This is a genomic window from Vibrio rotiferianus, from assembly GCF_002214395.1.
Classification (GTDB): Bacteria; Pseudomonadota; Gammaproteobacteria; order Enterobacterales; family Vibrionaceae; genus Vibrio; species Vibrio rotiferianus.
Genome location: NZ_CP018311.1, coordinates 196,836 through 215,392, shown reverse-complemented (window position 1 = coordinate 215,392; position 18,557 = coordinate 196,836). Strand labels below are relative to the sequence as shown.

Below are 18,557 nucleotides of genomic sequence, written 5' to 3'. Positions count from 1 at the left end.
ATGGATTTTGAACTCAACGAAGATCAACGTATGTTTGCCGATACTGCTCAGCAATTTGCGGCAGAGCGTTTAGCGCCAATGGCAGCAGAGTGGGATGAGAAGCAAATCTTCCCGAAAGATATTCTACGAGAGGCGGGAGAGCTTGGTTTCTTGAGCCTCTACACTCCAGAAGAGCAAGGCGGTTTGGGCTTAAGCCGTTTGGATGCATCTATCATCTTCGAGCAGCTCTCTATGGGATGCACATCGACCACTGCATTTATGACCATTCATAACATGGTGACTTGGATAGTCGCGAGCTTTGCGACCGAAGAAGTAAAAGACGAGTTTTGCCCAAAACTTATTACGGGGGAATTTCTCGGATCTTATTGTTTAACCGAGCCAAACGCGGGCTCGGATGCGGCATCTCTAACGACGTCTGCGACTAAACAAGGTGATAACTACATACTCAATGGCGGCAAAACCTTTATCTCCGGCGCAGGCGATACCGACGTTTTAGTCGTGATGGCGAGAACCGGCGATGCGGGCGCGAAAGGTGTATCCGCGTTTGTTGTCCCCGCCGATGCAGACGGCATTAGCTACGGACGTAAAGAGCCGAAGATGGGCTGGAACAGTCAGCCAACACGCGCGGTGACCTTCGATAATGTTTCTATTCCTGACTCACATTTGCTCGGTGAAGAGGGACAAGGGTTTGTGTTCGCTATGAAAGGTTTGGATGGTGGACGCATCAACATTGCTACCTGTTCGGTCGGTACGGCTCAGCAAGCGCTGAATCAAGCGGCGCAGTACATGCAAGAACGTAAACAGTTCGGCAAATCATTAGCTCAATTCCAAGCATTGCAATTCAAACTGGCAGATATGGCAACCGAGCTTGTCGCTGCCCGCCAACTGGTGCGGTACGCCGCCAGCAAGTTAGACCGAGGTGACCTAGACGCCACGACTTATTGTGCCATGGCAAAACGCTTTGCAACCGATGTCGGCTTTCAAGTCTGTGACCAAGCGCTGCAACTATACGGTGGCTACGGTTACATCAAAGAATACCCAATGGAGCGCTATTTCCGTGATGTTCGAGTGCACCAGATTTTGGAAGGTACTAACGAGATCATGCGGTTGATCATCGCGCGTCGATTGCTTGCAGAAGAGTCCGCATTGCTATAAGTGCAGCCGACAAGCTCTGCTTTTATCCGTAAAGCTCAGGTCATTTTCATCAAGAAAGGATTCAGAGATATGTCACTAACAGAACAACAAGCGATTCAACATACCATCAGCAATCATGTTGCGGTGGTGACCATGAACAACCCGCCCGCCAACACTTGGACGTCACAAAGCTTAACCGCATTGAAAGAGCTTGTGCTGGCGTTAAACGACAATAAAGACGTTTACGCTCTAGTGCTCACAGGGAATGGTGAGAAGTTTTTCTCTGCAGGGGCAGACCTCAAGTTGTTTGCCGATGGCGATAAAGCGGTTGCGTTAGAGATGGCGCGTATATTTGGTGAAGCCTTTGAAACGCTCTCTGCATTTCGAGGGGTTTCCATCGCAGCCATTAACGGCTACGCCATGGGAGGCGGATTAGAAGTCGCATTGGCGTGTGATATTCGTGTGGTGGAAGAGCAAGCCGTACTGGCACTGCCAGAGGCGAAAGTAGGCTTACTGCCTTGTGCTGGTGGTACGCAAAACCTAACCGCATTGGTCGGTGAAGGTTGGGCGAAACGCATCATATTGTGCGGTGAACAAGTCGGTGCAGCACAAGCGCGAGAACTCGGGTTAGCAGAAGAAGTGGTGGCAAAAGGTGGAGCGCTTAATAAAGCCATTGAGCTTGCAGAGTCGGTTGCCAATCAATCGCCGTCTTCGGTAACCGCATGTAAAGCGCTTATCCAAAACATGCGCTCAGCGCCACTCAAACATGGTCTGATTAAAGAGCGAGAACTGTTTCTAAACTTATTCGATACCGAAGATCAAACCGAGGGGGTTCGTGCCTTCTTAGAAAAACGTAAACCCAACTGGAAGAATCAATAGGAGGTCGCATGACAGGGAAAGTAACCATTAGCGAAATAGATTGCTTAGACGGCGTGCACCGAATTGGTATCGCGACGTTAGACAACACGGCTTCTTTGAATGCGTTGACTTACGACATGCTGGCAGAGCTCAACGACCAACTTATCGAATGGCAAGATGACCCTGATTTGGTGTGTGTCATCCTCAATGGAGCGGGTGAAAAAGCGTTTTGCGCAGGGGGCGATGTACGAACCATGTACCACGTCATGCACGAAAAAAGCAAAGAAGAGACTGCCGAGTTCTGTTCTAACTACTTCTCGCTCGAATACGAATGCGACTACCTGATTCATACCTACCAAAAGCCAATCATTGGCTGGGGAGAGGGCATCGTGATGGGCGGTGGAATGGGCTTGTTTATGGGCACCAGCCATAGAGTCGTCACCCCTAAATCTCGTCTCGCGATGCCAGAGATCAATATCGGGCTTTACCCAGACGTGGGTGGTACTTGGTTCTTAAGCCAAATCGACCCAGAGGTAGGTTTGTTCCTTGGGTTGACTGGCGCAATGGTGAATTCAAGTGACGCTGTCACTATAGGGTTGGCGGAATGGTTGCTGTTGGAAGAGCAATATCCAGCATTGCTTGAAGAGTTGAGACAAGTCGACTGGGGTTCAGCCGATGCCAAATCGCTTGTCAGTGCGTTACTTCAGTTGATGGAAGATCAAGTCATCGACAGTAAGCCGACAACTCAGATTTGCCCTTATCTCGACCAAATTAAAGAAGCCTGCAAAGGCTATGACTTAAATCAGATTTCCCAACGTATTCAAGCAATGGAAGGCGAGACTCAATGGCTTGAGAACGCACAAAAATCGTTTGTTGCGGGCAGTCCAATCACCGCACATATCTGTTTTAGACAAGTCAAAGAGTACCACCGTTTGTCGTTGGCGGATTGTTTTCGTCTAGAGCTTACCTTGTCAGTTCGCAGCGCATTACTCGGTGAGTTTGAAGAGGGCGTGCGCTCTCGATTAGTTGATAAAGATGGCAATCCAAAATGGATGTTTAACAGCGTCAGTGAAGTCGATGAGAGCGTCATCGATACCTTGTTCACTTCTCTTTGGTCAGAAGAGGAACATCCACTTGCACAGCTAGGAAAATAAGGAGAAACAACATGAGTACCATTGCATTTATTGGCTTGGGCAACATGGGCAGTCCGATGGCACAAAACCTATTGGCGTCAGGGTTTCATGTGCAAGTGTTCGATGTAGATGTGAACGCGGCGAAGCAACTTGAACCGTTTGGCGCGGTGGTTGCTAGCACGTTAGAAGAAGCCGTGGATGGCGCGGGAACCATCATCACCATGCTACCAGCAGGTGCACACGTGCGCGCGGTGTACTTAGGGGATTTACACGGTGGTGTCGGTCTGCTCAATATTGTGCAGGACAACGCATTGCTGATTGACTGTTCGACCATTGACCCAGATTCTGCTCGCTTGGTGGCGAACGAAGCTCAGAACAAACGATTGTTGTTTGTCGATTCTCCCGTCTCTGGTGGTGTAGCAGGTGCAAAAGCAGCAACGCTGACCTTTATTGTTGGTGGCTCGGATGAGGCGTTCTCTAAAGCCAATGCGATCTTGCAATACATGGGTAAGAACGTGTTCCACGCTGGTAAAGCGGGCGACGGTCAGATGGCAAAAATCTGTAATAACCTGATGTTGGGCATTTTGATGTCGGGAACCTGTGAGGCGCTCAATCTCGGCATTGACCATGGTCTCGACCCGAAAGTCTTATCCAATATCATGCTGCAAAGCTCTGGTCGAAACTGGGCGCTAGAGCTCTATAACCCATGCCCAGGCGTGATGGATTCTGCGCCAGCGAGTAATCAATATAATCCCGGCTTTATGAGCAAGTTGATGCTCAAAGATCTTGGCTTGGGTTTGGATGCTGCGCTGCAAACCAACTCTTCTGTTCCGATGGGCTCTTTGGCTCGTAACCTTTATGCATTCCATAACGCAGCAGGTCATGCAGAACTCGACTTTTCAAGCTTGTTTGAATTCTACAAGAATCAGAAGGGCTAAAAGGGAGATTCCCTATCAGGCGTTTAAGCATGGAAGTTATCCAGTAATGGAGTACAGATATGGATTTAAAAAACAGTGTCATTGCAATTACAGGTGCGGGGCAAGGGTTGGGGCAGATGATGGCGGTCAGCCTTGCTCAAGCGGGCGCGGATTTAGCATTGCTTGACGTTAACGAAACGGGACTGCTGAATACCCAAGAACAGTGCCGAATGCTCAGTGCCAAGGCGCTGATTTATCGACTCGATGTTACCAATGAATCTGAAGTGGAAGAAACCTTCGATGAGATTATCCAAGATTTTGGGCAGCTTAATGGTTTAGTCAATAACGCCGGCGTTTTGCGAGACGGGTTGTTAGTCAAAGCCAAAGACGGCGAGATCGCTAAGATGTCGCTTGAGCAGTTCAACTTAGTGATGAACGTCAATGTCACGGGCACGTTCTTGTGTGGTCGAGAAGCGGCAGTCAAAATGATTGAGAGTGGCTCGAAAGGCGCCATCATCAACATCTCCAGCGTGGCGAGAGCGGGCAATATTGGGCAAACCAATTACTCTGCCTCTAAAGCAGCCGTCGCAACCATGGCAACAACATGGGCAAGAGAACTCGCCAGATATGGCATTCGCTCTGCGGCTATTGCGCCCGGTGTCGTCAAAACTGCAATGGCAGATCAAATGAAACCAGAAGCTATAGACCGACTGCAAAAGATGATACCCGTCGGTAGGATGGGGGAGACGAGTGAGATTGCTCATGCTGTGAAATACATTCTTGAAAACGACTACTTCACAGGGCGAGTGCTCGAAGTGGATGGCGGAATGAGAATGTAGCATTGAGCCATTTGTTTCTAACAGCGAGCGCTAGTTAAGTAGCGCTCGTTTCGTTTTAGTGACTTCATTCGATTAACAATTGAACCAAATAACGCTTCAAAAAAGTGCCTAGTATTAATCTGGTAAATTGGATTGCATGATTAGTTATTTGTGCTGGAAATGCCATGTAAATACTATGTGAATTCATAACTAAAGTGGTGTTTAAGATGTCGTTATTGGTTGTAATGGGCATCAGCGGCGTACTTGGGCTGGAATTGATTCCATTGCCGTTTATTCATTAAAGGAAAGTAAGTCTGAGTTAACGATTGATGCCATCAGTAGTGGTGATGGGAACAAAACCAATGAATGCGGAATCGGTGAGCTATCTCACCAAACCTTAATCCAGATTAAAGTTTTGCCGCAGTTTCGGCGGTAAGGTTCGCGTCGCTCATCGCACTGAACAGAAATTCAGAGAAGGAACAGCCATGCTTTGTGTATCGCTGTTCCTTTTTCGTTCCTTCTCGGTAGTGATGTATACCCAAGTAACCTCGAGATGCTTGCTTCAGCGAGAATGACTTGGTTCGTAGACACGGCGGCGATTTGAAGATCTAGTTACTCTAAATCAATAATCGACAACAAAGTATACGAGCCAAGACAACTCGCCCTTCGGGAGCGTGTCATTAATTCGATCTCTGCGTCAAACAACTTGGAAAGAGCTGGCTATTCCGCTGCGTTGTTTTCCTTGACCTCGAATCAATGACAACGCTCTGAATCTTGCATCTTGAAGTCACTTGGGTATGTGAACTAAAAAGACAGATTTTAAGAGGACTGGACTTGAGCATTTTGTTTTCAGAAGCCCGCATTGGCAACATGACACTAAAGAACCGCTTTGTACGTAGTGCAACGTGGGAAAATATGGCGACAGAAGACGGTCATATGACCGAGAAGCTGTACGACATTTATGAAGAACTTGCCAAAGGTGAAGTGGGCCTGATCGTTACTGGCTACGCGAACATCGTAGAAGAAGAGAAGCCGAACGCAGGCATGATGGGGATCTACAACGACTCTTTCATCGATGAATACAAAAAGCTGACTGACCTTGTTCATGAGCATGACGCTAAGATCGTCATGCAGATCGCTTACGGTGGCACAAAAACAACATTCAACGTTGGTGAGCGTGTGATTTTTGCTCCAAGTGAAGTGCCAGAGCGCGGCACCAAAACGGAAGGCAAAGCGATGACTCAAGATGAGATCGACTACATCGTTAAAGCATTTGCGCTAGCGAGCAAGCGTGCACAAGATTCTGGCTTTGATGGTGTAGAAATCCACGCGGCGCACACGTACTTGATCAACCAGTTCTTAAGCCCATATTACAACCGTCGCGAAGACCAGTACGGCGGCAGCCTTGAGAACCGCATGCGTTTGCTTATGGAGATCTATGCCGAAACACGCAAGCTAGTTGGTGCTGATTTCCCGATTCTGGTTAAGCTGACAGCAACGGAATTCTTCGATGGCGGTTTGACGTTCGATGAAACGCGCATTGTGTGTAAGAAGCTAGAAGAAGTGGGCGTGGATGCGATCATTGTATCGGGTAACATTCATGGCAACGCAAGCACCATGGTAGGTGAATCGTTCGACGGTTACACGCTACAAGAAGAGGGCTACTTCCACGAGTACGGTCAAGTGATCAGTCAAGATGTGAATGTACCTATAATTACCGTGGGTGGCTTAAACGACTTATGTGCTATCGAAGACTTGGCTGAAAACACCAAGATTCAATTCTTCGCGCTTTCTCGTCCGTTATTGGCAGAGCCACAATTGATAAAGCGCTGGAAAGACGGTAACCGCGCCGAAGTAGATTGCGAACGTTGCTCTAAGTGTCGCACCAAGCGTGGCAACTTCTGCGTGGTTTACAAGCGCAGAAAGTAACGTGTTCTGACTCATGAAATTTAAAAAAGCCCCTGATGCTTAACGTGTCAGGGGCTTTTTTATGCCTATGCAGTTTCGACTTCTTCTTGGTAGTTCAAGTAGTGAATGCACAAATCATGAAATGCTTTTGCCTGAGGGGAAATGGTTCTATCGGTCAGAGTAAAGATACCTACTTGTCTTTCCAAAGGCGGATCGATCAGAGGAATCCAAACCAGTCGAGTTTCGTTGGTCGGGAACGCTAATTTTGGCAAGGTGGTAACACCAATACCAAGCTCAAGGACTGAAAACAAAGACGTAATATTCTCCACGGAATACAAAGCTTGTTCACTTAGCGCGCGTGCAGGCGTCGGATCGAGTAGGGTACACGTCCCGTTTCGAATAAAGGGCTGTTCTAATAAGGTCTGCCACTCAATACCTTCCGGATGCTGAGCGATAGGGTTATCCTTCAAACACACCACACCAATGGGGTCAGAGATTAACGGGGTAAACTCGATACCGCCTTCGTCCAAGTGTGATGGGTTACCCAACGCTAAATCCACTTCGCCTGATAACAAACGCGCTTCCACGCCAGCGGCGTTATCATCAATTAGGCTGACTTCTACATTCGGGTATCGTTCACAGAATGCGCCGAGCACACTGGGAATCAGCTTGGCAGCAACAGAAGGAACGCTGGCGATGCGTACCCGACCTTGTTGCCCTGCAGCGGCGGCTTTCAAGTCATTATCCAGTGCGTTATAGATGTTGAGAAACTGAATGATCTTAGGCAGGCAGATCTCACCGAAAGGAGTGAGTTTGGATTTGTTTCCAGGCTCAAATAGGCTCTGACCAAGTATCTTTTCGAGTTCTTTTATGGATGTCGACAGTGCTGCTTGAGAACGATTTGCTCTATGTGAAGCCGCCCTAAAACCGCCTTCCTCGACCACCATTACAAAATGCTTTAATTGTTGAAGCTTGATACTCACGGCGAAACCTCTGTAATCCCTTTATTTACCTTAGTTTTAATAAGGTGATAGATTTTTCTTATCAAATGTAAAAAATTTACCGTTCGATTTATCGCCTGTCAATGTGCAGTATTTAACTATCTTGAAACAAGGTTGTTACAAAGGTTGAGAGGCACGTGAATACTTCTACGAAAAAATACCCAGTCAAAACGGCACTATTTGCTTCTAAAGCACCACTAGAGTGGGCCATTGTCAACAATGGCACGTTATACACGGCGCAAATCCCAATCGATGATACGGGCGCGGTCGTGGAAGGTGGCATCGAAGCGCAAACACGCCAAACCTTTAATAATCTCGTTCACACGTTGGAGTGTGCAGGAGAGTCTTTAGATTCTGTTCTGCAGGTGCTGATTTATGTGACGGATCGTGAGTATCTAAAAACGGTAAATCAAGTGTATGCGGAATACTTTGAAGCGCCTTATCCAAACCGCGCAGCCATGGTCGTGGCGGGACTAGCTCGTGAAGAGATGTTAGTGGAGTTTGTGGTGTACGCATCGGCGAGTCAGCCAGAGTAAAGAATAATAATCAAAGCCTCATAACCGGGCTTTGTCAGTGAGATCAGTGAGCTGGTGGCAATCACCAGACGTCAGGAAGAATAAGGACAGAGCAATGACTTTTATTAATAGTGTTCAAGCAGAGAAATCTCTCTACATTGCAGGCGAATGGCAGTCTGGCATTAATACGGTTGCGAACATTAACCCTTCAGACATCAGTGAGAACTTAGGCGATTTTGCTCAGGCGAGTGAAGGTCAAGTAGAGCAAGCCATTCAAGCTGCCAAAGTCGCACAGCCAGAGTGGGAACAAACGCCGATTGAGCGCAAACAAGCGGTTTTGCAGGCAATTGGTGATGAGTTGATCGCTCGTTGTGATGAGCTTGGTACGCTGCTTTCACGTGAAGAGGGTAAACCTTTTGCTGAAGGTCGCGGTGAAATCTACCGTGCTGGCCAATTCTTCCAATATTTCGCAGCGGAAGTGCTGCGTCAAATTGGCGATAACGCAGCTTCTGTCCGTCCAGGCGTTTCCGTTGAGGTCACTCGTGAAGCCGTCGGCGTTATCGCCATTATCTCTCCTTGGAATTTCCCAACCGCAACGGCTGCATGGAAAATCGCGCCAGCGCTTGCGTTCGGCAACAGCGTAGTATGGAAGCCCGCAAACCTGACACCAGCAAGTGCGGTTGCACTGACGGAGATTATCCATCGACAAGGCTTACCAGCAGGCACGTTCAACCTTGTGTTGGGCAGTGGCTCGCAAGTGGGTAACACGCTTATCAACTCGAAAGACGTAAATGGTGTGAGCTTTACTGGATCTGTTGATACGGGTCGTAAAGTTGCAGCGGCGACAGCGCCAAACTTCGTTCGTTGTCAGTTAGAAATGGGCAGTAAGAACGCACTTGTGGTTGCCGATGATGCAGACATTCAAATCGCAGTTGAAGCGACCATTGCAGGTTCTTTCTCTGGCGCAGGTCAGAAGTGTACGGCTTCATCTCGTTTAGTGGTGATGGATGGTATTCACGATGCGTACGTTGAAGCACTGATCAAACGAATGAGCGAGCTTAAAGTTGGCCACGCATTAGAAGAGGGCATCTTCATGGGGCCTGTGGTGGATGGTAACCAATTAGAAGCTAACTTCGATTGGATCGAGAAGGCACGTCAAAGTGGTGCGGAGTTAGCATTCGGTGGCGAGCGCTTGAGCTTAGAGCATAACGGTTTCTACATGTCGCCAACCCTTTTCCTCAATACGCAAAACAGTTGGGAAGTGAACCAAGAAGAAGTGTTTGCACCGATGGCAAGTGTGATTCGAGTTTCTGACTTGGACGAAGCCATTGCTGTCGCGAACGATACTCGCTTTGGCTTGACGGGCGGTATCATTACACAAAGCCTCCGTAATAGCGCCATCTTCAAACAACAAGCTCAAACTGGTTGTGTGATGGTCAACCTACCAACCGCAGGGACGGATTATCACGTGCCGTTTGGTGGTCGTAAAGAGTCGAGCTTTGGTCCACGCGAGCAAGGTCAGTATGCGAAAGAGTTCTACACCGTGGTGAAAACCGCTTATCAACGTCCTTACTAAGTGAAATAGGGCAGCCGAGGATTCCGCTGCCCAACCTTAAAGACTCATTAATGTTTAAGGAGTGGTTATGTACCAACAACGGATTGTGATTGACGGATTGCAGTACTGCAATTGGGATCGAGAATACTTCCAAACGCTGAAGGCGAGCGGTATTACGGCTGTGCATGCGACGATTGTTTATCATGAAAATGCACGCGAGACCTTAACTCGCTTTGCCGAATGGAACCTGAGATTCGAACAAAATGCAGACCTGATTATGCCTATTTACTCGATGGCTGACGTTGAGAAAGCAAAGGCCGAGGGTAAGGTTGGTGTCTTTTTTGGTGCACAGAATTGCTCTCCAATTGACGATGAAATCGGCTTGATTGAAGTTATGCGCCGTCAAGGTTTGCTGATTATGCAGCTGACGTACAACAACCAAAGCTTGCTGGCGACAGGATGCTATGAGCAGAACGACTCCGGTGTCACGCGTTTTGGCAAACAGGCTATCGAAGAGATGAACCGCGTTGGGATGATCATCGACATGTCCCACAGTGCTGAGCGCTCAACGTTGGAAGCGATTGACCTCTCTTCCCGCCCAATTTGTATTAGTCACGCAAACCCAACGTTTGCTCATGATGCTCTGCGCAATAAATCGAACAACGTCATTAAAGCGCTCACCGAACGTGGCGGCTTGATTGGCTTTAGTCTTTACCCATTCCATCTTCCAAATGGAAGCCAATGCACGCTAGAAGATTTCTGCCAAATGGTCGCTAAAACGGCCGATCAGTTCGGTGTAGATCATTTAGGCATCGGCAGTGATCTTTGTTTAAACCAGCCACAGCAAGTGCTTGAGTGGATGCGCAACGGTCGTTGGTCCAAAGCAATGGACTATGGCGAAGGTTCCGCTAGTAATGCGGGGTGGCCAGATGCTCTGCCTTGGTTTAGTGGCAGTAAAGGGATGGAGAACATATACAACGGCTTAATGCGTCATGGATTCAGTGAATCCGAGGCAGGAAAAATACTGGGTGAGAATTGGTTTAACTTCTTGGAAGAAGGGTTGGAGGCCAAGTTATAAGTTGTAACCCAAACATGGAATAGCTCGCTAAAAAAATAATAACAAGGCGGGTGTTAAAGTCACTTTTTGTAGCCGTTAAGGCAGCTGCAATAAACCTCTGGAGTCAGAGTATGTCTGATCTAACCGATAGCATGAAAACTTCTGCGATGAGCGTGTCATCAAAGAAGCCACTAGCAACACACAATGACATTTCAGCAACTGAAAATTCACCGGACAAACTGGGTCTAAGCAATCCAGCACTTTGGTACAGTGGCGGCTTTATCGCCCTGTTTGTTGCCATCGCGCTTTATGATGGTGAACTGCTATCCACATTGGTAAACACAGGATTTGCGTGGTCAGTAAAAGTCTTCGGCCCATATTGGCAACTACTGCTTCTTCTCACTTTTCTTATTGGTCTTGGTTTGGCTGCAGGGCGAACAGGCAAGGTGATTTTAGGTGGCACGACCAAACCTGAAATGGATGGTTTTCGTTGGATGGCAATCATCTTCTGTACACTTTTAGCTGGTGGTGGCGTGTTTTGGGCGGCGGCAGAGCCTATCGCGCATTATGTGAGCCCTCCACCTTTGTATGGCGCACAAGATAATCCACAGCAGGGTGCAGTGAACGCACTATCGCAATCTTTCATGCACTGGGGTTTTCTAGCGTGGGCTATCGTTGGTAGTTTGACGTCTATCGTGGTCATGCATTTACACTACGATAAAGGACTACCGTTAAAACCTCGCATCTTGCTTTATCCTGTACTGGGCGAACGAGCGCTAAAAGGCCAGATAGGTGCGTTGATTGACGCATGTTGCATCATTGCCGTAGCGGCAGGAACCATTGGACCGATTGGCTTCTTAGGTTTGCAGGTTAGCTACGCGTTAAATGCCCTGTTTGATATCCCAGACGGCTTTACCACACAGTTAATCATCATTTTATTTGCGATTGTGTTGTACACAGTGTCTGCGCTGAGTGGTTTGAACCGTGGTATGCAAATGCTGAGTCGCTACAACGTGATTCTCGCACTGGCATTGATGGTTTACATCCTTCTATTTGGTCCAACAGATTTTATTTTCAATGGTTATATTCAAGGCGTGGGTACCATGCTGGATAACTTTATCCCAATGGCGACTTACCGTGGTGATGAAGGTTGGTTGAGCTGGTGAACAGTATTCTTCTGGGGCTGGTTCTTAGGGTACGGCCCGATGATGGCAATCTTCATTGCACGTATCTCTCGCGGTCGCAGTATTCGTCAAATCATCTCGACGATCAGCATTGTTGCTCCGCTTACCACGTGTTTTTGGTTCACCATTGTTGGTGGTTCTGGCTTAGCGTTTGAAATTGCGAATCCAGGCAGTGTGAGTGCAGCATTTGAAGGCTTCAATTTACCGGGCGCGTTACTCGCAGTGACTCAACAACTGCCGATGCCAATGTTGGTTTCAATCTTGTTCTTGATTTTGACCACCATCTTTATCGTTACCACCGGTGACTCAATGACGTACACCATCAGTGTTGTGATCAGTGGTGAGACAGAACCGAATGCGATTATTCGTACTTTCTGGGGCGTGGCTATGGGTATCACGGCGTTGATTCTCATCTCTCTTGGCTCTGGCGGTATATCAGCCCTGCAATCCTTCATCGTGATTACGGCCGTTCCAGTGTCATTAATACTGTTACCGTCACTTTGGAATGCACCGCAGATCGCTATGAAGATGGCGAAGGAGCAAGGGCTATAACTACGGCAATAACAAAAAGATCAAACCCAATAACGTGGAGCTTGTGTGGGTGAATCCTCCCCAAACCCGCACAAGCCCTTATTCTTACGATAAAAAATAGGTGGTGAGCAAAATGGATGCACATCGTTCTACTTACACTGAAACAACACTTCGCAACGCTGCAATTGTGATGGCACCAGATAGGCTAGGGGCTATGCACCAAAATCGAATCAGCTTTGTACGAAGCTTGATCCGAAAAATGGCGAGTCAGGAATGGCGAGTGAGCAAGCATGAGTGGCAATTGTGTCCACGCGGTTTTGGTCATGTAATTTACAAATTAGTGACGCCGGAACACGTTTACCACTTGGTTGTTTTTTGCGATGAAATTGCTGATGAAGAGCGCAATGATCGCGTTATCGCCGAGAAATGGGATGTCACCTTTGCACTTGTGAAAGGGGATGTCCATGTCGAGCTTTTAGAACAGCTAAGAGCTAATGTGCCTTTGCAAGAAGCGGGGCGCAATCCAAACAACGTGCTTGTTCTTGCTCGTGCGAATAAGAGTGTTCGTGTGTTTGAACACATTGTGAATGCTCTTTCTAAAGGTGAGCAGCCAGAGCCTTCGGAACTGGCAGAAGTGGGTTACATCCTAAGAACCACCGCCGTTTATGGTAACGGTAAATTTGGTATTGCCGATTTTAAACTGCTGGAGAACAACCCTGATTTCAACCAGTCGTTCAGTGCACAGATGTGTGCCGTTTATATGCTGCGTGAATTCAGCTTAGATTGGGTTCATTACCTTGCTGAGATAAAAGGCGGAGATAATGCAGTTGCACTTCACAAAGGTCTGCAGCGTTATCTCGGTGTAGGGAATGCAACTGGCTTGGGTATGGCGCCATATTTAATCAACCATCCATGTATTGTCGACCAATGGATGACATCACGTGAGCGTGCTATTGCCAATGTGCTTGCCATGCCATGTGAACCTACCGAGTTAGAGCTGCCGTTAAAAGCCCTGCTTAAAAAAGCACAGCGACACTTAGAGCAAGTGATAACAATCAATGAACATCAAGATCAGCTTAATCATCAAGCGATTGCTGATCTCCAAGCGCTACAAATTAACTTAAATGCTTTGATGGCAGAGCACTCGAATTGGGCAAGCTTGATCAAACAAACCACAACCATGAGTTTGGAAGCCCAAGAAATCCTAACTTCATGTTTGATCGAGCTTTACCCGTCTTTGGTTGATGAATTTGAAAACCAAATGAACACCGATGAGTCACTCTCTATTCCTGGTGGAAAAAGCGTTCAAGATGTTTTGCAAATACTAGAGAGCAAATACCGTTGGTCAATCGATGCTGACTACACGTTACCAGAGAACAACTATTGGTTCTGGTATCGCTCGCAAGACAAAGAAGAACCGAGGCTAGGCATTCGTGGGGAAGAGATCGGTGAAGAACGTGAGTTGCCACTCGATATAGGGCGACAAGTGAACCGCCTCTACCATGCGCTGCAAACGTGCCAGCCAGAAACATCGTTGGCGGAGTTCTTACTGCAGCATCCACAGTATCGTGCAATCACTCGTCGTGTATGGACGCTCGGCAATCGAGAAATGGGCGATATCCAGATGAACGTGCTACGTGAAGACGCACTGCCGATGCATCTACTACGCTGTAAGTTAGCAATCTTTGGTGCGACTAAGTTTGATCCGCGTTCAGACCGATGGGTGCGCGTGACCTTCTTCCAAGGCGCACCATTGCTTGATGAGATTCAGGACCCGCGTTTCAGCGATACGTGGATTTTCCCAACCATGCCAGAGCGTGAAGAAATCGCGCAAAGCGACAATCAAAAAATCACAGGAGGTTTTGCATTATGATCGTTTCGCATAACGAGCTGGTAGCAGCAGTAAACAAAGCTTTTCTTGGTATGCGCCGTCATTGCGGTGAAGCTGATGTGATTGCCAATATGGTTGCGGATCTGCAAATGGTGGGTTTGCACGGCGTGCGTCACTTCAACAACGCCAGTCTGTTTCTCAACTTAGATTCAGATTGTGCGGTCAGCATTACGAGTAACACAGAGTCTCATATCGAAGTCGATCTGCACAATGGTAGTATCGCCTGTCATTTACCTGCAGTGTTGGATTTTGCGCTTGAGAAAATGGTCAGCAGCAAGAGCGTCACCATTACACTGAAACAATGCCACAATCGCTGGCTGGCATTTAGTGAGCTAGTTAGGCTCTCTGCCAAAGGCATTGCATGCCGTGCCCAGTGGGTCAATGGTACCAGTCCAAAGCGAACCTTGTATGTGCTAAACCGTGGGCGGATTGCACCAGAGGTATTCTTTTCTGACCAGATTGAAGATAACAGTACCGATTATCACAGTATGACGATAGAGCTTGCCATTACGGATTTTGATATCGAAGCGAGTTCGCAAGGTTACACAATTCATATTGATGGAGATGAGCTGAACCGTGCGCAGAAAACGTCGTGGGAAGAGGGTATCTTTGTTGAAGACGCAGAATGGGAAGCACTTAAACAAACTGCCACAGTTTTTCTTGTTGAGAACAGTGAACGCTCTGTGCAAGGCGCGGGCGAGTTAGTGTAGCGCAACCGAATCGGAATCACTGAGAATAGAAAAAGAGGTAGTTGAATGCTGCCTCTTTTCGTTTAAGAATAAAGTAGGATCATGACGCTCAACTACGCTAATGACAGCTTGTTTTCGTGACGAAGGAGAATCAAATGAGCACCATGCAAATCGACAGCGCTCGCTGAACATACCGTAGATGAAGGCAAGTTCGAAGAGGCAAGCATTGCAAGATTATCTAGCTCAACGTAATCCAACAAAATCCGTTAAAACTCTACTGATTACACCAGTGAGATACTCTGCAGCGTTGGTTGTTTCTTATACAAAAAATTAACAATCTAAATTTTTATACATTTTTATTGCATAAAATCTCTTTCTTGGTAGTATAAATCCCAAGTGACAATTAATGCAGTATGGCAGCATGAGTATTCAAGTTAAAAGTATCAATAAGTCTTACGGCGATACCCAAGTTCTACACGATGTCAGTTTTAATTGTGAAAGCGGTGAAACGCTGGTGTTACTCGGTCCAAGTGGCGCAGGGAAGAGCTCTCTGCTACGTGTTCTTAACCTTCTTGAAGGGGCGGATAACGGCCAGTTAAACATCGCTGATGACGCATTCGACTTTTCAACTGAAATCAAAGAGAAGCAAGGCTTAGCGCTTCGTCGTAAAGTGGGCATGGTGTTCCAACAGTACAACCTATGGCCACACATGACAGTGATGGAGAACCTGATTGAGGCTCCAGTAAAGGTCTCTGGCATGGATAAAGAAGAAGCGAAGAAGCAGGCAATGCAAATTCTCGCAACGCTGCATTTGGCAGACAAAGCGGATGCATGGCCGATGCAACTTTCTGGTGGTCAACAGCAACGTGTGGCGATTGCTCGAGCACTGATGATGAAACCAGAAGTCTTGCTTTTTGATGAGCCTACCGCAGCGCTCGACCCTGAGATCACAAATCAAGTGGTTAAGATCATTAACGATTTAAGCGAAACCGGCATCACTCAAGTCGTTGTTACTCACGAAGTCGATTTTGCTAAAAAGATTGCTAGTCACGTTCTGTACCTCGAGAGAGGACATATTGTGGAGCATGGCACGCATGACGCGTTTGTTAACCCGCAAACCACTCAGTTTGCTGATTACCTAAATCACTAAATTACGTTTTTAAAGTTCAGTCTATTTAACAGATAAGCTCGGCTGTCATTGCGAGTGTCAGCCCACTAAGTACACACGGAGTATTGCAATGAAAAAGATTCTACTAGCTTCACTAATCGGCCTTTCTTCTGCAACTATGGCAGCAAACGCAGCAGCACAAGAAGAGATTAAATTCGCGATGGAAGCGACTTACGCACCATTCGAGTACATGGATGAAAACAACCAAATTCAAGGTTTCGATGTCGATTTGGCGAACGCATTGTGTAAAGAAATGGAAGCAAAATGTACTTTCCACAACCAATCTTTTGACAGCCTGATCCCTGCATTAAAATTCAAGCGTTACGATGCTGCTATTTCTGCAATGGACATTACCGAAGCGCGTTTAGAGCAAGTTAATTTCTCTGCACCTTACTACGATAACTCAGCTGCATTTGTATCTATTAAGGATAAAGTGGCTGACCAAAAAGGTTTAGAAGGTAAGCGTGTTGGTGTTCAAAACGGTTCAACACACCAAAGTTACCTGATTGAGCAAATGCCGGGCGTAACCGCGGTTCCTTACTCAAGCTACCAAGACGCGTTCATCGATATGAAAAATGGCCGTATTGATTCTGTATTCGGTGACACAGCAGTCGTAGCAGAATGGTTCAAGAAAGAAGGCAACCTAGCGTACGTAGGTGAACACGTCACTAATCCTAAATACTTCGGTAACGGTTTCGGTATCGCGGTAAATAAAGGTAACGACGAGTTAGTGAACAAGCTGAACACGGCACTGAAAACAGTGAAAGCGAACGGCGAATACGACGTAATCTACAACAAGTACTTCGGTAAGTAATATGGCACTAACGGGTTACTCTCTATCACTTGTTCAAGCTAGTTGGATGACAGTCCAGCTAGCCTTCACAAGCCTATTAGTCGGTTTGATTCTGGCAGTGGTATTCGCCAGTGGTGAAATGTCTCGCCGCGTTTTCGTTAAATGGCCAATGACGGCGTTTGTGACGATTGTACGTGGCTTGCCAGAAATCCTTGTCGTGTTGTTCATCTATTTTGGTTCGACGCAGGTTCTGTTTTTAATCACCGGAGACTTTATTGAGGTAAGCCCGTTCTTGTCTGGCGTGGTGGCGTTGTCATTGATCTTCGCTTCCTACGCTTCTCAAACTCTTCGTGGCGCATTGAAAGCCGTAGGAAGAGGACAGAGAGAAGCAGCAAGTGCACTCGGCATCAGTCAAGCACACGCTTTTGTTCGCATTGTTTTGCCACAAGCAGTAAGACACGCACTACCAGGTTTAACTAACCAATGGTTGGTTCTGCTGAAAGATACCGCGCTTGTATCACTGATTGGTGTGACGGACTTGCTGAAACAAGCGCAGCTAACGTCAGCAGCTACGCACGAGGCTTTCACTTGGTACGCAACAGCTGCGGCAATTTATTTGGTCATTACACTCATTACACAACGTGCCGTCAAACTGATTGATAAGAAGTTCTCAATTCAAGGTATGAGCATGGGACAGGAGGCAACCGCATGAACGAACAACACGTTTGGCAAATGCTGGATGGCTTAGGCACTAGCCTTCAATTGACAGCGGCCTCTTTGGTTGTGGGGTGTATTCTTGCTTTGATGATGACGCTAACTCTGATCCTACGTACTCCGGGTTTGCATTGGGTAAGTCGTGGCATCATCACCTTGTTCACTGGTACGCCTTTGTTGGTACAGATCTTTTTGGTGTACTACGGTCCGGGTCAGTTTGATGCGGTAAGAGAAAGCGTATTTTGGACTTGGTTGAGCCAACCTTGGTTTTGCGCGATGTTAGCGTTAGCGCTTAATACTGCGGCGTACAGTACTCAGTTGTTCAAAGGTGCATTTAACGCGATCCCGTCTGGTCAATGGCAAGCTTGCCGTGCTCTGGGTATGAACAGAACGGCGACACTGAAAGTATTGTTGCCATACGCAATTCGTCGCGCCGTTCCTGCTTACTCTAACGAAGTGATTTTGGTGTTCAAAGGCACGTCACTGGCTAGTACCATCACGATTATGGATTTGATGGGTTATGCGCAGCGTATTAATGCACAAACCTACGATACGTTGACAGTATTTGGTATTGCAGGAGCGTTCTATTTAGGTGTGAATGGTATCCTTACATTGATATTCCGTCAGGTAGAGAAGAAAGCGTTAGCGTTCGAAGCTGCATAAGACAGTCCTTATAAATTTGATTTCACTT

16 protein-coding genes and 2 pseudogenes are annotated in these 18,557 nt (G+C 47.2%); 17 read left to right on the top strand and 1 reads right to left on the bottom strand.

Annotated elements, in window-relative coordinates:
- From BSZ04_RS01130 to BSZ04_RS01100, 7 genes and pseudogenes are all read left to right on the top strand, one after another.
- Nucleotides 1–1,155 carry an acyl-CoA dehydrogenase family protein gene (locus tag BSZ04_RS01130; RefSeq protein WP_088879263.1) on the top strand — a complete coding sequence of 385 codons (1,155 nt, stop codon included), beginning with the start codon at nucleotides 1–3 and terminating at the stop codon, nucleotides 1,153–1,155.
- A 69-nt stretch (nucleotides 1,156–1,224) separates the two neighbouring features.
- On the top strand, nucleotides 1,225–2,013 hold the full coding sequence (locus BSZ04_RS01125) for an enoyl-CoA hydratase (protein WP_009701914.1): 789 nt from the start codon (nucleotides 1,225–1,227) through the stop codon (nucleotides 2,011–2,013).
- An 8-nt stretch (nucleotides 2,014–2,021) separates the two neighbouring features.
- Nucleotides 2,022–3,146 carry an enoyl-CoA hydratase/isomerase family protein gene (locus tag BSZ04_RS01120; RefSeq protein ID WP_088879262.1) on the top strand — a complete coding sequence of 375 codons (1,125 nt, stop codon included), beginning with the start codon at nucleotides 2,022–2,024 and terminating at the stop codon, nucleotides 3,144–3,146.
- Nucleotides 3,147–3,157: 11 nt separating this feature from the next.
- Nucleotides 3,158–4,063, top strand: a complete 906-nt coding sequence (gene mmsB / locus BSZ04_RS01115; protein WP_009696177.1) for a 3-hydroxyisobutyrate dehydrogenase — start codon at nucleotides 3,158–3,160, stop codon at nucleotides 4,061–4,063.
- A 59-nt stretch (nucleotides 4,064–4,122) separates the two neighbouring features.
- On the top strand, nucleotides 4,123–4,881 hold the full coding sequence (locus tag BSZ04_RS01110) for an SDR family oxidoreductase (protein ID WP_088879261.1): 759 nt from the start codon (nucleotides 4,123–4,125) through the stop codon (nucleotides 4,879–4,881).
- Between the two features lie 188 nt (nucleotides 4,882–5,069).
- Nucleotides 5,070–5,162: pseudogene (locus BSZ04_RS24710) on the top strand (heme o synthase); the annotation flags it as partial.
- Between the two features lie 532 nt (nucleotides 5,163–5,694).
- A complete protein-coding gene (locus BSZ04_RS01100) occupies nucleotides 5,695–6,789 on the top strand; it encodes an NADH:flavin oxidoreductase (protein ID WP_088879260.1) in 1,095 nt (364 codons plus the stop codon).
- Nucleotides 6,790–6,854: 65 nt separating this feature from the next.
- On the opposite strand, the gene BSZ04_RS01095 is transcribed toward BSZ04_RS01100, so the two are convergent.
- The gene (locus tag BSZ04_RS01095) at nucleotides 6,855–7,751 is read right to left on the bottom strand and encodes a LysR family transcriptional regulator (protein ID WP_088879259.1); all 897 of its coding nucleotides are present in this window, start codon (nucleotides 7,749–7,751) and stop codon (nucleotides 6,855–6,857) included.
- 155 nt (nucleotides 7,752–7,906) lie between these two features.
- Between BSZ04_RS01095 and BSZ04_RS01090 the strand changes: the two genes are divergently transcribed.
- From BSZ04_RS01090 to artM, 10 genes and pseudogenes are all read left to right on the top strand, one after another.
- Nucleotides 7,907–8,305, top strand: coding sequence for a RidA family protein (locus BSZ04_RS01090; protein ID WP_009704646.1), 399 nt, complete (start codon nucleotides 7,907–7,909; stop codon nucleotides 8,303–8,305).
- 94 nt (nucleotides 8,306–8,399) lie between these two features.
- Entirely contained in the window at nucleotides 8,400–9,860 is a 1,461-nt protein-coding gene (locus tag BSZ04_RS01085; protein ID WP_088879258.1) for an aldehyde dehydrogenase family protein, read from the top strand.
- A gap of 67 nt (nucleotides 9,861–9,927) precedes the next feature.
- Nucleotides 9,928–10,917, top strand: coding sequence for a membrane dipeptidase (locus tag BSZ04_RS01080; RefSeq protein WP_010451550.1), 990 nt, complete (start codon nucleotides 9,928–9,930; stop codon nucleotides 10,915–10,917).
- Nucleotides 10,918–11,123: 206 nt separating this feature from the next.
- Nucleotides 11,124–12,632: pseudogene (locus BSZ04_RS01075) on the top strand (BCCT family transporter); the annotation flags it as partial.
- A gap of 112 nt (nucleotides 12,633–12,744) precedes the next feature.
- A complete protein-coding gene (locus tag BSZ04_RS01070) occupies nucleotides 12,745–14,484 on the top strand; it encodes a hypothetical protein (RefSeq protein WP_088879257.1) in 1,740 nt (579 codons plus the stop codon).
- Nucleotides 14,481–15,212: a DUF3726 domain-containing protein gene (locus tag BSZ04_RS01065; protein ID WP_088879256.1), complete on the top strand. Its 732-nt coding sequence runs from the start codon at nucleotides 14,481–14,483 to the stop codon at nucleotides 15,210–15,212. Before BSZ04_RS01070 ends, BSZ04_RS01065 begins: the two co-directional genes overlap by 4 nt.
- A gap of 400 nt (nucleotides 15,213–15,612) precedes the next feature.
- Nucleotides 15,613–16,341 (top strand): arginine ABC transporter ATP-binding protein ArtP, encoded by a 729-nt coding sequence (artP, locus tag BSZ04_RS01060; RefSeq protein WP_010451570.1) that lies wholly within the window; start codon nucleotides 15,613–15,615, stop codon nucleotides 16,339–16,341.
- Nucleotides 16,342–16,429: 88 nt separating this feature from the next.
- On the top strand, nucleotides 16,430–17,173 hold the full coding sequence (locus tag BSZ04_RS01055) for an arginine ABC transporter substrate-binding protein (protein WP_088879255.1): 744 nt from the start codon (nucleotides 16,430–16,432) through the stop codon (nucleotides 17,171–17,173).
- Between the two features lies 1 nt (nucleotide 17,174).
- On the top strand, nucleotides 17,175–17,864 hold the full coding sequence (gene artQ, locus BSZ04_RS01050) for an arginine ABC transporter permease ArtQ (RefSeq protein WP_005431570.1): 690 nt from the start codon (nucleotides 17,175–17,177) through the stop codon (nucleotides 17,862–17,864).
- Nucleotides 17,861–18,529, top strand: coding sequence for an arginine ABC transporter permease ArtM (gene artM / locus BSZ04_RS01045; protein WP_088879254.1), 669 nt, complete (start codon nucleotides 17,861–17,863; stop codon nucleotides 18,527–18,529). Before artQ ends, artM begins: the two co-directional genes overlap by 4 nt.
- The last annotated feature ends 28 nt before the right edge of the window (nucleotides 18,530–18,557 follow it).